The sequence below is a fragment of the Pseudomonas sp. H1_D04 genome (genome assembly GCF_054683855.1).
This window is the reverse complement of record NZ_CP162826.1, coordinates 2,443,477-2,457,400: the sequence shown is the minus strand read 5'-3', so window position 1 is coordinate 2,457,400 and position 13,924 is coordinate 2,443,477. Positions and strand designations below refer to the sequence as shown.

Genomic DNA, 13,924 nt, shown 5'->3' with positions numbered 1-13,924 from the left:
GCCATGTGGGATTTCCTGCAGCATCTTTCATTCTGGGATTGGCTGGCGCTGGGTACAGTGCTGTTGATTCTTGAAGTGTTCGGCGCCGGTGGTTACCTGCTATGGATGGGTATCGCAGCAGCAGCCGTAGGCGTTATCAAGTTCCTGGTGCCGCCCCTGGGACCGGAATGGCAACTGCTGCTGTTCGCCGTGTTGTCGATATTGACAGCGGTCTACTGGTGGAAACGCCAGCGAAGCAGCGCAAAGGCCAGTGACCAACCGGGGCTCAACGAGCGCGGCTCGGAGCTGATCGGCCGCACATTTGTAGTGCATCAGGCGATCGCGGGCGGTCGGGGTAAGGTAAAAGTCGGTGATGGCGTATGGATGGTGACCGGTCCTGACAGCCCTGTAGGCGCTCAAGTACGGGTGGTTGGCCTGGATGGCGTGATTTTGAAGGTAGAAACTGTTTAGTCAGTGATGGAACTCGGTTGGGCTAACTACAATCAAACGTTACAGATCACCCACCCGGAGTCACCCATCATGCGTCTCAAATATGCTGTCGCTACCCTTGCTGTGCTTTCCCTTCCTGTCGGTTCAGCCATGGCCGACAGTTTCTGGCGCAATGTCATCTCGTCGGGCGCCACCACCGGCTCGACGTACCTGACCTTCAAGGACCACAAGCTGGTCGTTGCCGCACAAGACGACGCAGGCAGCTTTGTTGCCAGCGACGGCGGCATCCGTGGCCCATACTTGGAAGCCGCCATGCAGAAAGTCCGCGCCGATAATCCTGGCCTGCAGGCCACGGATATGGAGCTGGCTAACGCTATCCTCGCGAAAAACGCTGTCACCGAGTGATTTCCGCACTCTGAAGAATGCCGCTTTTGAAGCGGCATTTTTTTTGCCCGTAACATGACGATTCATTCACAGGTGACAGGCTATATTCAGTCAAGCCGTGCAACCATGCCGGCACTGATACCTCCCATACTCATCGCCAACCTGAAACGGATGCATTCGTCGTTATGAGCCAACTGCCCTTTCTGCCGTTCTCCAAACCCACCATCGATGAAGCCACCATCTCGGCGGTGGGCGATGTATTGCGTTCGGGCTGGATCACCAGTGGGCCGAAGGTTCAGGCGTTCGAGGCGCAGCTGTCGGAATATTTTGGCGGGCGCCACGTTCGCACCTTCAACTCGGGCACCTGCACCATGGAGATTGCCTTGCGCATCGCCGGTATCGGGCCTGGGGATGAAGTCATCACCACACCGATTTCCTGGGTGGCAACGGCCAACGTAATTCTGGAAGTCGGCGCAACACCTGTGTTCGCCGATATCGACCCCATCACCCGCAATATCGACCTGTCCCAGGTGGAAGCCGCGATCACACCGCGCACCAAGGCCATCATCCCCGTTTACCTGGCCGGGCTGCCGTTGGATATGCCAATGCTTTACGCGCTGGCCAACAAGTACAAACTGCGTATCGTCGAAGACGCGGCCCAGGCCCTTGGCTCCAGTTGGGATGGCGAACGCATTGGCGCCACCGGGGACTTCGTTTCGTTCAGCTTCCAGGCCAACAAGAACATCACCTCGTCCGAGGGTGGTTGCCTGGTTTTGAATAGCGCCGAAGAGGCACGCCTGGCAGAAAAATACCGCCTGCAGGGCGTCACCCGTACCGGCTTCGACGGCCTGGATGTTGATGTGCTGGGTGGCAAGTTCAATATGACCGATATCGCTGCGGCCATTGGCCTGGGGCAGTTTGCCCATATCGAGAAAATCACCGCCCACCGCCAGAACCTGGCGAGGCACTACTTCAAGTGTTTCGGCAGTGACTTTGAAGAGAAGTACGGCGCACAACTGCCACCCGCCGACTTCGAAAACAGCAACTGGCACCTGTTCCAGCTAGTGCTGCCGGAGCGTCAGGACGGCCTGCCGGCCCGCGCAACGTTCATGGAACAGATGCAGGCTCATGGCGTGGGCATTGGTTATCACTACCCACCGATCCACCTGCTAAGCCTTTATCGGGCACAGGGTTTCAAGGAAGGCATGTTCCCGGTGGCGGAAAAGGTTGGGCGCTTGATTGTTTCATTGCCGATGTTCACGGCGATGACTGAGGCGGATGTGGAGCGGTCGGTGGCGGCAGTGAAAGCGGTGCTCAAACGCTAACCCTATAGGGGCCGGTTTGCCGGCCCCTATAGGGTTATGTGCGGTGTTACTCGCCGATGGCGGCTTTGTAACCAGCAGCATCCAGCAGTTTTTCCAGGTCAGCCGGGTTGCTTGGCTTGAGCTTGAAGATCCAGGCGCCATACGGGTTGGAGTTCAGCAACTCGGGGCTACCACTCAGTTCCTCGTTGACTGCAATCACTTCGCCTGCAACCGGGGCGTAGATATCCGAAGCGGCCTTGACCGACTCCACCACACCTGCCTGATCAGTCGCGCCAAACTGGGCGCCGACTTCGGCCAACTCAACAAACACCACATCACCCAACGCTTCCTGGGCGTGGTCGGAGATCCCGACGGTCACGGTACCGTCAGCTTCCAGACGGGCCCATTCATGACTCTCGGCAAAACGCAGGTCGGCCGGGATATTGCTCATAGTCTGTGTCCTCAGAAGTAGTGTCAGCGGCCATCGGCCTGCCGGAAATAGTTAGATCAAGGTTTTGCCATGGCGCACGAAGGTCGGTTTGACCACTCGGACCGGGTACCACTTGCCGCGGATTTCCACTTCGGCCCGGTCGGCAGTTGCCGTCGGTACACGCGCCAAGGCAATGGATTTGCTCAGCGTAGGAGAGAAACTACCACTGGTGATCTCACCTTCGCCAACATTGGCGATGCGAACCACCTGATGAGCGCGTAAAACCCCACGTTCTTCCAGTACCAGCCCGACCAGTTTGAACTGCACACCGGCGGCCAGCTCTGCTTCCAGCGCCGCACGCCCGATGAAATCGCGCTCGGCTGGTTCCCAGGCGATACTCCACGCCATGTTGGCCGCCAGGGGCGAAACGTTCTGGTGGATATCCTGGCCGTACAGGTTCATGCCGGCTTCCAGGCGCAGGGTGTCCCGCGCGCCGAGGCCGATAGGTGAGATGCCTGCACCCACCAGATCGTTGAAAAATCCCGGTGCCTGATCGGCAGGCAACACAATTTCCAGGCCGTCTTCGCCGGTGTAACCCGTGCGGGCGATAAACCAATCGCCGTCGGCCTCGCCTTCAAATGGCTTGAGCTGGTGGATCAGGGTGCCGCGAGACTGGGTGACCAACTCGGCGATCTTCTGCCGAGCATGGGGGCCTTGAATGGCGAGCATGGCCAACTCGGGCCGCTCGTGCAGTTGCACTTGATAGCTGCCGAGTTGCGCCTGCATCCAGGCGATGTCCTGGTCACGAGTGGCGGCGTTGACCACCAACCGGTACCCGGCATCAGTGCGATAGACAATCATGTCGTCCACCACGCCGCCCTGCTCGTTGAGCATGGCGCTGTACAACGCACGGCCACAGCCATGCAAACGTTCGACATCATTGGCCAGCAGGTGCTGGAGCCATTCCTTGGCCTGGGGGCCGCTGATATCGATCACGGTCATATGAGATACATCGAACACCCCGCAGTCGCGTCGCACCTGATGGTGCTCTTCAACTTGCGAGCCGTAATGCAAAGGCATATCCCAACCGCCAAAATCGACCATTTTCGCGCCGAGGGCGAGATGCAGGTCATACAGAGGCGTACGCTGTCCCATGGGTTTCTCCTTCCGGGCTTGGCGAAGGTGCGCAGCGTTGCTGTTCGTGCTGAAGACCTTGAATTACAAGGGCTGCAGCCACGTACAACGACCCGATCCGAAAGGCGGAGCGCACCGAATGCCGCGCATTGTAGCCTCAAGCCGTAGGACTGACACCTAACCGATTGGTCGGGCAGAGCGTCGGATCAGCCCGATCACCGGCAGCAGGCCCACCAGTACCAGTGTCAGTGCCGGCAGCGAAGCCCGTGCCCACTCGCCCTCGCTGGTCATTTCAAAGATCCGCACCGCCAGGGTGTCCCAGCCGAACGGGCGCATCAGCAAGGTTGCGGGCATTTCCTTGAGCACATCCACGAACACCAGCAGCGCTGCACTGAGGGTGCCGGGTAGCAACAGCGGAAGATACACTTTGCAAAACAGTCGCGGCCCACTCACGCCCAAACTACGCGCCGCTTCCGGCAACGAAGGCCGGATGCGCGCCAGGCTATTTTCCAACGGCCCGTAGGCCACCGCTAGAAAACGCACCAGATACGCCAGCACCAGCGCCGACAGGCTGCCCAGCAACAGCGGTTTGCCCGCACCACCGAGCCAGCCGGACAGCGGCACCACCAGTTCGCGGTCCAGATAACTGAACGCCAACATGATCGACACCGCCAGCACCGAACCCGGCAATGCATAGCCAACATTGGCCAGGCTGATACCGGAGCGAATCGCCCGGGTCGGCGACAGGCGGTTGGCGAAGGCAAGTACCAGCGCCACGCTGACCGTGATCAATGCCGCGATACCACCGAGATAGAGGGTATGGACGATCAGGCCCGAATACCGCTCATCCAGGTCGAACCGGCCGCGCTGCCAGAACCAGACGATCAACTGCAGCACCGGAATGACAAAGGCGCACGCAAACACCAGCCCACACCAGGCACTGGCGGCTAACGCTTTGAACCCACGCAGGTGGTAGAGCGCCTTGCCCCGAGGCCGCTCATTGCTGGGACGGCTCGCGCCACGGGCACGCCGTTCGCCGTACAGCACCAGCATCACCACCAGCAATAACAGGCTGGCCAGTTGGGCTGCGCTGGAAAGACTGAAAAAGCCGTACCAGGTTTTATAGATCGCGGTGGTAAAGGTATCGAAGTTGAACACCGAGACCGCACCGAAATCCGCCAGGGTTTCCATCAACGCCAGGGCGACCCCGGCGCCAATCGCCGGCCGCGCCATGGGTAGCGCCACGCGCCAGAACGCTTGCCACGGCGATTGCCCCAACACTCGCGCGGCTTCCATCAGGCCTTTGCCCTGGGCCAGGAATGCAGTGCGCGCCAGCAGGTAGACGTAGGGGTAGAACACCAGCACCAACACGATGATCACGCCACTGGTGGAACGCACGCGAGGCAGGCGCAGACCGGTGCCGAACCACTCTCGCAGCAGGGTCTGCACTGGGCCTGCGAAATCCAGCAGGCCAACAAAGACGAAGGCAAGCACGTAGGCGGGGATGGCGAAGGGGAGCATCAACGCCCAGTCAAGCCAGCGCCGGCCGGGGAATTCGCAGAGGCTAGTGAGCCAGGCCAGGCTTACGCCCAAGAGGGTCACGCCCAAACCCACCCCAACCACAAGGGTCAGGGTATTGCCCAGCAGCCGGGGCATCTGGGTTTCCCACAGATGGGACCAGATTTGCGCATCGATGCTTTGCCAGGACAGCAACAGCACGCTCAGCGGCAGCAGCACCAGGGCGGCGACGGTGAAAACCGGCAGGTACCAGCGGCGTTGGGCGGGGTGGGCCAAAGGTGGGTTCTCGATAATGAAGATCTTGAAATCACCACAACCCAATGTGGAAGGGGGCTTGCCCCCGATGTCGGAATGTCAGTCGACTCATCGGTGACTGATCCTCCGCCATCGGGGGCAAGCCCCCTCCCACATTTGGATCTGCGGCGTCCTACAAATTGTACTTAGTTCCAGCCGGCGCGATCCATCAAGCGAATGGCTTCAGCCTGGCGCTTACCCGCCACTTCCACCGGCAAGGTGTCCGCAACGAACTTGCCCCAGGTCGCCACTTCGGCCGACGGCGGTACAGCCGGGTTGGCCGGGAACTCCTGATTCACATCGGCAAAGATCTTCTGCGCTTCAGGTGTGGTCATCCATTCCACCAGAGCCTTGGCGACTTCCGGGTGTGGCGCGTGCTTGGTCAAGCCGATACCCGACAGGTTCACATGCACACCACGGTCGCCCTGGTTCGGCCAGAACAGCTTCACAGCCAGGTCCGGCTTCTGCTTGTGCAGGCGGCCGTAGTAGTAGGTGTTGACGATACCCACGTCGCACTGCCCGGCGTTGATCGCCTCCAGCACGGCGATGTCATCAGAGAACACGTCAGTAGAGAGGTTATTCACCCAGCCCTTGACGATTTCTTCGGTCTTGGCCGCGCCGTGGGTTTCGATCAGGGTCGCGGTGAGCGACTGGTTGTAGACCTTTTTCGCCGTGCGCAGGCACAGACGACCTTCCCACTGTTTGTCGGCCAGGGCTTCGTAGGTGGTCAAATCACCCGGTTTTACCCGGTCAGTGGAATAGGCGATGGTCCGCGCACGCAGGCTCAAGCCAGTCCAAGCGTGGGCGGATGAGCGGTATTGCAGAGGAATGTTCTTGTCGATCACGGGCGAGGTGAAGGGTTGCAGGATGCCCATTTGCTCGGCCTGCCAGAGGTTGCCGGCATCCACGGTGAGCAACAGGTCGGCGGTAGCGTTTTCGCCCTCGGCCTTGATGCGCTGCATCAGCGGGGCTTCCTTGTCGGTGATGAACTTCACCTGGACGCCAGTCTTTTTGGTGTAGGCATCGAACACGGGTTTGATCAGTTCGTCGATGCGCGAGGAGTAGACCACCACTTCGTCGGCTGCCTGCACAGTCGTGCTGCCGATCAGGGTGAGTGCCAGGGCAGTCAGTAGGCGCTTGGGTGCCAACATGGGTGCGGTCTCTCATTTGCAAAGTGAGCGCAAATGATAGGGACTCACATTTGGTAACGCTCGGTGGAGGCGTTACCAGATGTTGCACAGATGCCTCAGGGTTTCGCGAGTGTTGGCAGATCGCCCGTCAAGCCCAAGGCCTGGCGCACAAATACCGCTTTGGCTTCGGGCATCTGGTCGACCATCTTCAGCCCGGCGTTACGCAACCAACGTAACGGCAGTTGATCGGCCTGGAACAACCGCTCAAAACCTTCCATTGCGGCCATCAGCGCCAAGTTGTGGGGCATCCGACGACGTTCGTAACGGCTCAGCACTTTCACATCCGCCAGACGCTCGCCGCGTTCAGTAGCCGACAGCAACACTTCGGCCAGCACTGCCGCATCGAGGAAACCCAGGTTGACGCCCTGCCCGGCCAACGGGTGGATCACATGAGCCGCATCGCCGATCAACGCCAAGCCCTCAGCCACGTAGCGTTTGGCGTGACGCTGGCGCAACGGTACGCAAACCCGTGGATCAGCACTGACCACAGTGCCAAGCCGCCCTTCAAAGGCGCGCTCCAGCTCACGGCAAAAACTTTCATCATCCAAGGCCATCAGGCGCTCGGACTCAGCCGGTGTGGTGGACCATACGATCGAACACCAATCTTCCTGCCCATCGCGTACCAACGGCAAAAACGCCAACGGGCCGGTGTCGGTAAAGCGTTGCCACGCCGTACGCTGGTGCGGCTGACTGCTACGTACGCTGGTGACGATGGCGTTATGCAAGTAATCCCATTCACGGGTGGCGGTGCCGGTCAGGCGACGCACGGCGGAGTTGGCGCCATCGGCGGCGACCACCAACGGCGCGCGCAAGGTGCGGCCATCGGCCAGGGTCAGCAGCCAGTCATCGCCGGAGCGGCGCATCTGCTCCAACCGCGCGTTGGCCAGCAGGCCCAGGTCGCAGTCGTGCAGGCGATCAAGCAAAGCATCCTGCACCACACGGTTTTCGACGATATGCCCGAGCACCTCGGCGTGCACGCTGGCCGCCGAAAAGTGGATCTGCCCAGTGCCGCTGCCGTCCCACACCTGCATCTCGCCGTAAGGGCTGGCCCGGCGCGACACAATGCCGTCCCACACGCCCAAGCGCTCCAGGATGCGCTGGCTGGCGGCCGATAAGGCGCTCACGCGGGGTTCGAAGGCCGCGTCACGGTCGAACGGTTTGACGCTCAGCGGGCTGCCATCGAGCAGCAGCACTTGCAGGCCACTCCCCTGCAACGCCAGCGCCAGCGCGCTTCCGACCATTCCGGCCCCGACAATCAGCACATCTGCGCGCATGTCCATGGTTTAAGCCTGTCTCGCTTGCGGCTTGCGCCGCACGTAAAGGGTTTTGTCGACCCGCGCCACCAGGGTGCCGGAGCCGTCATGAATCTGGACCGTGAGGTGAGGCAGGTATTTCTCGCCGCCTTCGGTCTGTCGGCGCACCTCGTCAAGCAAGGCCTCGTCGATGAAAAATTCGGCGTACACCGGGCCTTTGCCCGGCGAGATAAAGTCGATGCTCGCGGCCTTGTCCCAGACAATGTAGTCGCGGCCCAGATTTTCCATCAGCATCAGCATGTAGAACGGGTCGACCATCGAATACAGGCTACCGCCGAACTGCGTGCCGACGTAATTACGGTTGTACCAACCCAGCCCCATACGCACTTTGACGTGACGAAAATCCGCGCTCATATGCTGCACGCTGACGCCAGCGCCCAGGTATGGCGGGTACAGGGTCATGATCCAACGCAGCAAGCGCGCCTTGCCCAACCGCGCCACCAGCCACTTACGCATCGGGACGCGTCCCCAAGCCCATGGCCTGACGGGCGAACCAGCGTTTGGCCGGCGGCAACAAATCCAGGCCCAGCAGCCCCATATTGCGGCCCAGCGCTACCAGCGGTTGTGCACTGCCAAACAGGCGCGTGACCTGATCGGAGAAACCGACAGTCAACTTCTGGTCCATACGCTGGCGCTCGCGGTACGCCTGTAACGTCGCCAGGTCACCGGGCACCGCTGGCCCGGCGAGCAGGGCCTCGGCCAAGGCACTCGCATCGCGCAGGGAAAGGTTGAAACCCTGCCCTGCAATTGGGTGCAGGCTGTGGGCGGCGTTGCCGAGGATCACCAGGTGGGAACGTACCTGCTCTTCGGCTTCCACCAGGGTCAGCGGATACAAATGGCGCGCGCCGACTTGCTTCAAGGTGCCCAGACGGTAGCCGAACACGCTCTGTAATTCGCTGAGGAAACTGCGTTCGTCGAGGGCGGCCAGGCGCTGGGCGTCCATGCCGATGCGTGTCCACACCAGCGCGCAGCGGTTGTCTGGCAGCGGCAGCAAGGCCATCGGGCCTTCGTCGGTGAAGCGCTCGAAGGCTTCGCCGTTATGGGCTTCGCTGGGAGTGATGTTGGCAATCAGCGCGCTCTGGTTGTACGGACGGGTCTTCACGCCAATGCCCAATTGCTCGCGCAAGCCGGATCGGCCGCCATCGGCGAGCACGGCGAGGTCGCATTCCAACACGGTTTCATCGTTGAGCGTCAGGCGATAGCCGTCGGGCAGCGGCTCCATGCGGGTGACTTCCGCCGGGCAGCGCCAGCTGACCACGTCTTTGTCCAGGCCTTGCCACAGGCATTGGCCGAGCCAGGCGTTTTCCACTACGTAGCCGAGTGCTGGCACGCCCTCCTCCATGGCGGACAAACGTGCGGTGGAGAAACGCCCACGGTCCGACACGTGAATCTGCTTGATCGGCTCGGCTCGGCGGGAAACCTCCTGCCAGATACCCAGCCGCTGATAAATCTGGCGCGCGCCAAACGACAGCGCCGACGATCGTGCATCGTAGCTTGGCTGGTAGCTGTCGCCCGGAGCGAAGGGCTCGATCAGCATGATCTTCCAGCCCCGCGCCTTGGCCCCGGCCTGCAACGCCAGCGCCAGGCTGGCGCCCACCAGGCCACCGCCGATAATCGCAAGATTGACCCGGCTCATCGGGAGGCCGCCATCAGCGCTTCGATCTCGACGACGGTCTTGGGAACGCCGCCGGTCAGGATTTCACAGCCTTGCTTGGTCACTACCACGTCGTCCTCGATGCGTACGCCAATGCCACGCCATTTCTTCGCCACGTTCTGGTTGTCCGGCGAAATATAGATCCCCGGCTCCACGGTCAACGCCATGCCGACTTCCAGCACCCGCCATTCACCGCCCACCTTGTACTCGCCCACATCGTGCACATCCATGCCCAGCCAATGGCCGGCGCGGTGCATATAGAAAGGTTTATAGGCTTCGCTGGCGATCAGCTCGTCAACGTCACCTTGCAGCAGTCCCAACTTAACCAGCCCAGCGGTGATGACCTGCACGGTCGCCTCATGGGCCTGGTTCCAATGTTTATTCGGCGCGATCTCGGCAAAGGCGGCTTCCTGGGAGGCCAGCACAATCTCGTAGATCGCTTTTTGCTCAGGTGAAAACTTTCCGTTGACCGGCCAGGTGCGGGTAATGTCGCTGGCGTAGCAGTCGATCTCGCAACCGGCGTCGATCAGCACCAGGTCCCCATCCTTGAGCAGCGCGTCATTCTGCTGGTAATGCAGGATGCAGCTGTTGCGCCCGGCGGCGACGATGGAGCCGTAAGCCGGCATCTTCGCGCCGCCTTTGCGGAATTCGTAATCCAGCTCGGCTTCCAGGCTGAACTCATGCAACCCAGCGCGGCTGGCCTGCATCGCCTTGACGTGGGCAGCGCAGGAAATCCGCGCGGCCTCGCGCATCACCCTCACTTCTGCCGCCGATTTATACAGGCGCATGTCGTGGAGCAGATGATCCAAGGCAACAAATTCGTTCGGGGGCTGGGCGCCGAGGTGCGCTTTAGAGCGGATCACATTGATCCACTCCATCACGTGCCGGTCAAATTCAGCGTTGCTGCCCATGGCCGAATACACCCGGTCACGGCCTTCGATCAGTCCGGGCAGGATGTCGTCGATATCGGTGATGGGGAAGGCATCGTCGGCGCCAAACTCACGGATTGCGCCTTCGGTACCGGCACGCAGGCCGTCCCACAGTTCACGCTCGGCATTGCGTTCGCGGCAGAACAGCACGTACTCGCCATGCTGGCGACCGGGCATCAGCACGATCACTGCTTCGGGTTCGGGGAAACCGCTCAGGTACTGGAAGTCGCTGTCCTGGCGGTAAACGTGCTCGACATCGCGATTGCGGATGGCCACGGCGGCGGCCGGCAGAATCGCGATGCTGTTGGGTTCCATCTGCGCCATGAGCGCCTTGCGGCGGCGGGTGTATTCCGCTTTGGGGATATGGATCATGGGCAGATGGGCTTCCTTTCTTAGTGCAGCGACGGCTTGGGTGCAGCAGGCTCAGCGGACTTCTTGGTCTCGGTGAACAGCAGCAACGGCGCGACGCGCAGGTATTCCATGACTTCCATGTAGTCGCCTTCGCCGTCTTCGGACTCTTCCAGCGCATCTTGCACTTGGGAGATCGCGGCGAGGTCCTGCAGCACTTCCTTCGCGTCGGTGCTCAGCTCCAGGCCGCCGGCGTTCACGCCGAAACCGTGGAGGAAACCCTGGCACCATTGGCCCAATGCGGCGGCGCGTTCGGTGAGCGGAGCGTCGTCGGTCGGTAGCAACAGGACCACGGTGACGTCATCACCGGTCAGTTCGCCCTTGACCATCTCTTGCAGGCCGATCAGCGCGTTACGCACGTTGTCGGTCGGTTCGGTTTCCAACAGCTCGGCGACATCGGCCAACCAGTTGTCGGCATCAAAGCCAACACCGGTGCAGCTGCGACCCAACAGCACGCCGTGCAGTTCGGCAGGCGAACATGGGTGACCGCTGGTGCTCAGCAGTTTGGAAAAAGCATCGTACGGGGAGTTCTGAATGGGCATGGTGAGCTAGGCGCCAGACGGCGCAATGTCTAGAATGGAGCGCTGTATCCTAGCACCGGCAGACGTACCAAGACTATCAAGGGCGTCAGATCGTTTATCCTGCAGTTGCCATTCATCAGACAAAATCCAGTGGAACCCAATGGAAGACACCGACCTGCAAGCGCTGATGGCCAGACTCGAATTGCTAATTACTCGGGTCGAGCAACTTAAGAGTCAAAACGGACTCCTATTAGCTCAGGAAAAGACCTGGCGCGAGGAACGCGCTCACCTCATTGAAAAAAACGAAATCGCCCGGCGTAAGGTCGAATCGATGATTTCGCGCCTGAAGGCCCTGGAGCAAGACTCATGAGTTCAAGCAATAGCGTCACCGTGCAGATCCTCGACAAAGAATATTCGATCATCTGTCCCCAGGAAGAGCGCAACAACCTGGTGAGCGCCGCCCGTTACCTGGATGGCAAAATGCGTGAAATCCGCAGCAGCGGCAAAGTGATCGGCGCCGACCGTATCGCCGTGATGGCCGCGCTGAACATTACCCACGATCTGCTGCATAAGCAGGAACGCCCTGACGTGCAGGCCAGCGGCTCGACCCGCGAGCAGGTTCGCGATCTGCTCGAACGTGTTGATCTGGTGCTTTCCAGCGACACAGAGCAACCCAAGGGCTGATCCCCGCGACTGTTTAAGGTATACTCGCCCCACTCCCTGGCGTGCTTGCCAGTCGGCGATGTCCCGGAGCCGATTCGCACTACCCTGGAAGTTGCACGTTGGGCTGGTGTGCATGTCCGCTAGACGGAAAGCCTTAAAGCCTACTGCTTCTTCCACCTTGAACTTTCGGGTTCAAGGGCTTAGTCGACAGCGGTTCTGTCGGGGAGCCTGAATTCCAAACTCAATGCCAGTCTTAAGGACTGGCATTGTTTTATGAGCCGAAAAACCATGACCGAACCTGCGCCGCTTTCCCGTCCGCAACTTCGACGCATGTTACGCAACGCCCGCCGCGCCCTTACGCCGAGCGAGCAGCGCCAAGCCGCCCACGGCCTGTATCGGCAACTGGCACAGCACCCGCTATTTCGCCGGGCCAAACATATTTCCTTGTATCTACCGACGGACGGTGAAATCGATCCGCGCCTGCTGCTGCGCGCCGCTCAGCGCCGGGGCAAGGCCACCTATCTGCCGGTGCTCAGCGCTTGGCCGCGTACCAAGATGGTGTTCCAGCGCGTGAAGCCTGGGGACAAGCTGCTGCCCAACCGCTTTCGGATTCTGGAACCAAGGGTCAATGCCAAGCGCCAGCGCAAGGTGTGGGCGCTGGACCTGGTGTTGCTGCCGTTGGTGGGGTTCGATGACGCGGGTGGCCGCCTGGGCATGGGCGGCGGTTTCTACGATCGCAGCCTGGCGTATCTGGCACGCCGTCAAAGCTGGCGCAAGCCGACGCTGCTAGGCCTGGCCCATGAATGTCAGAAGGTCGATCGATTGGCACAAGCCAGTTGGGATGTGCCATTGGCTGGCACTGTCACTGATAAGCAGTGGTATGTCGCAAAAACGCCGCTTGAAGCAGCGGCGTCTTGAAGAAGGCTTAACGCTTGAACGGTTGCGGCTGCTGTTGAGCCAGTTCAACGGGAGCATCGGTCTTGTTCGACCACAAGCTTTGGGCATACCCGGTGGTCACGACGCCCAGACCAAACAAAATCACCAAAATCCATAGTAAATCCGGTTTACGTTGCATCGATTGCCCCCCTTCAGGCATCTCGTACACGATGACAACAACGTTCCAAAGTAGTCCGTTGCAGCTGCGTCAAGCTTAAAGGCCGGCATTTTGCGGTAACGTGAACCAACACGCAAACCTTGGCGCCAACCGACTGTCGGTTTGTCATCAAATTGCCTGACAACTTGCCCACTGCCTTTTTCAGGAGCCCAAAAATGGCCTACTGGCTGATGAAATCCGAGCCCGACGAACTGTCCATCAGCGGCCTGGAAAAGCTTGGCGAAGCGCGCTGGGACGGCGTACGCAACTACCAGGCGCGCAACTTCCTACGCGCCATGGCCGTGGGCGATGAGTTTTTCTTCTATCACTCCAGTTGCCCAGAGCCAGGCATTGCGGGTATCGGCAAAATTGTCGAAGCGGCCTACCCGGATCCGACCGCACTGGAACCGGACAGCCACTATTTCGACGCCAAAGCCACCCCGGAGAAAAACCCGTGGACTGCGATCAACGTCGCGCACGTCCAAACCTTCCCCAAGGTGCTGGGGCTCGGCTACTTGAAACAGCAAACCGCCCTCGCCGAATTGCCCCTGGTGCAAAAAGGCAGCCGCCTGTCGGTGATGCCGGTCACCGCCGAGCAATGGGCGACGGTGCTGGCGCTGCGCTGACGAGAACCCTGCGGTCACGCGCTCGACGCATGCA

At 60.6% G+C, this 13,924-nt stretch carries 17 protein-coding genes and 1 other RNA gene; 8 read left to right on the top strand and 10 right to left on the bottom strand.

Going from position 1 to position 13,924, the window contains the following annotated elements:
• Window positions 1-3: 3 nt before the first annotated feature.
• The 3 genes from AB4N82_RS11230 to AB4N82_RS11220 all read left to right on the top strand — a co-directional run bounded on the left by AB4N82_RS11230 (window position 4) and on the right by AB4N82_RS11220 (window position 2,138).
• Window positions 4-450, top strand: coding sequence for an NfeD family protein (locus AB4N82_RS11230; RefSeq protein ID WP_032884272.1), 447 nt, complete (start codon window positions 4-6; stop codon window positions 448-450).
• Between the two features lie 69 nt (window positions 451-519).
• Complete coding sequence (locus tag AB4N82_RS11225; RefSeq protein ID WP_003176799.1) at window positions 520-834, top strand: DUF2388 domain-containing protein; 315 nt, start codon at window positions 520-522, stop codon at window positions 832-834.
• 164 nt (window positions 835-998) lie between these two features.
• The gene (locus tag AB4N82_RS11220; RefSeq protein WP_032884274.1) at window positions 999-2,138 is read left to right on the top strand and encodes a DegT/DnrJ/EryC1/StrS family aminotransferase; all 1,140 of its coding nucleotides are present in this window, start codon (window positions 999-1,001) and stop codon (window positions 2,136-2,138) included.
• A 46-nt stretch (window positions 2,139-2,184) separates the two neighbouring features.
• Here the strand turns inward: AB4N82_RS11220 and gcvH are convergent, their stop codons facing one another.
• The 9 genes from gcvH to AB4N82_RS11175 form a co-directional block, all read right to left on the bottom strand.
• Complete coding sequence (gcvH, locus tag AB4N82_RS11215) at window positions 2,185-2,568, bottom strand: glycine cleavage system protein GcvH (RefSeq protein ID WP_032884276.1); 384 nt, start codon at window positions 2,566-2,568, stop codon at window positions 2,185-2,187.
• A gap of 51 nt (window positions 2,569-2,619) precedes the next feature.
• Window positions 2,620-3,702, bottom strand: coding sequence for a glycine cleavage system aminomethyltransferase GcvT (gene gcvT, locus AB4N82_RS11210; protein WP_032884277.1), 1,083 nt, complete (start codon window positions 3,700-3,702; stop codon window positions 2,620-2,622).
• 156 nt (window positions 3,703-3,858) lie between these two features.
• Window positions 3,859-5,475: an ABC transporter permease gene (locus AB4N82_RS11205; protein ID WP_095185318.1), complete on the bottom strand. Its 1,617-nt coding sequence runs from the start codon at window positions 5,473-5,475 to the stop codon at window positions 3,859-3,861.
• A 164-nt stretch (window positions 5,476-5,639) separates the two neighbouring features.
• Window positions 5,640-6,644 (bottom strand): extracellular solute-binding protein, encoded by a 1,005-nt coding sequence (locus AB4N82_RS11200; RefSeq protein ID WP_122763954.1) that lies wholly within the window; start codon window positions 6,642-6,644, stop codon window positions 5,640-5,642.
• 95 nt (window positions 6,645-6,739) lie between these two features.
• Complete coding sequence (locus AB4N82_RS11195) at window positions 6,740-7,957, bottom strand: 2-octaprenyl-3-methyl-6-methoxy-1,4-benzoquinol hydroxylase (protein WP_163033280.1); 1,218 nt, start codon at window positions 7,955-7,957, stop codon at window positions 6,740-6,742.
• A 9-nt stretch (window positions 7,958-7,966) separates the two neighbouring features.
• A complete protein-coding gene (locus AB4N82_RS11190; RefSeq protein ID WP_032884283.1) occupies window positions 7,967-8,452 on the bottom strand; it encodes a DUF4442 domain-containing protein in 486 nt (161 codons plus the stop codon).
• On the bottom strand, window positions 8,445-9,632 hold the full coding sequence (gene ubiH, locus AB4N82_RS11185) for a 2-octaprenyl-6-methoxyphenyl hydroxylase (protein ID WP_099601730.1): 1,188 nt from the start codon (window positions 9,630-9,632) through the stop codon (window positions 8,445-8,447). Before ubiH ends, AB4N82_RS11190 begins: the two co-directional genes overlap by 8 nt.
• The gene (pepP, locus tag AB4N82_RS11180; protein WP_032884285.1) at window positions 9,629-10,951 is read right to left on the bottom strand and encodes a Xaa-Pro aminopeptidase; all 1,323 of its coding nucleotides are present in this window, start codon (window positions 10,949-10,951) and stop codon (window positions 9,629-9,631) included. The genes ubiH and pepP overlap by 4 nt, the downstream gene beginning before the upstream one ends.
• Window positions 10,952-10,971: 20 nt before the next feature.
• Window positions 10,972-11,529 carry a YecA/YgfB family protein gene (locus AB4N82_RS11175; protein ID WP_015886444.1) on the bottom strand — a complete coding sequence of 186 codons (558 nt, stop codon included), beginning with the start codon at window positions 11,527-11,529 and terminating at the stop codon, window positions 10,972-10,974.
• A 139-nt stretch (window positions 11,530-11,668) separates the two neighbouring features.
• Between AB4N82_RS11175 and AB4N82_RS11170 the strand changes: the two genes are divergently transcribed.
• The 4 genes from AB4N82_RS11170 (at window position 11,669) to AB4N82_RS11155 (ending at window position 13,089) form a co-directional block, all read left to right on the top strand.
• A complete protein-coding gene (locus tag AB4N82_RS11170; protein ID WP_007982902.1) occupies window positions 11,669-11,878 on the top strand; it encodes a TIGR02449 family protein in 210 nt (69 codons plus the stop codon).
• Window positions 11,875-12,192, top strand: coding sequence for a cell division protein ZapA (locus AB4N82_RS11165; RefSeq protein ID WP_027608375.1), 318 nt, complete (start codon window positions 11,875-11,877; stop codon window positions 12,190-12,192). Before AB4N82_RS11170 ends, AB4N82_RS11165 begins: the two co-directional genes overlap by 4 nt.
• A gap of 30 nt (window positions 12,193-12,222) precedes the next feature.
• A non-coding RNA gene (ssrS, locus tag AB4N82_RS11160) (6S RNA) lies at window positions 12,223-12,401 on the top strand.
• A 58-nt stretch (window positions 12,402-12,459) separates the two neighbouring features.
• Window positions 12,460-13,089, top strand: coding sequence for a 5-formyltetrahydrofolate cyclo-ligase (locus AB4N82_RS11155; RefSeq protein WP_032884520.1), 630 nt, complete (start codon window positions 12,460-12,462; stop codon window positions 13,087-13,089).
• Between the two features lie 7 nt (window positions 13,090-13,096).
• On the opposite strand, the gene AB4N82_RS11150 is transcribed toward AB4N82_RS11155, so the two are convergent.
• Entirely contained in the window at window positions 13,097-13,246 is a 150-nt protein-coding gene (locus AB4N82_RS11150; protein WP_010207387.1) for a hypothetical protein, read from the bottom strand.
• Window positions 13,247-13,440: 194 nt separating this feature from the next.
• Between AB4N82_RS11150 and AB4N82_RS11145 the strand changes: the two genes are divergently transcribed.
• Window positions 13,441-13,890 (top strand): EVE domain-containing protein, encoded by a 450-nt coding sequence (locus tag AB4N82_RS11145; protein WP_095185173.1) that lies wholly within the window; start codon window positions 13,441-13,443, stop codon window positions 13,888-13,890.
• The last annotated feature ends 34 nt before the right edge of the window (window positions 13,891-13,924 follow it).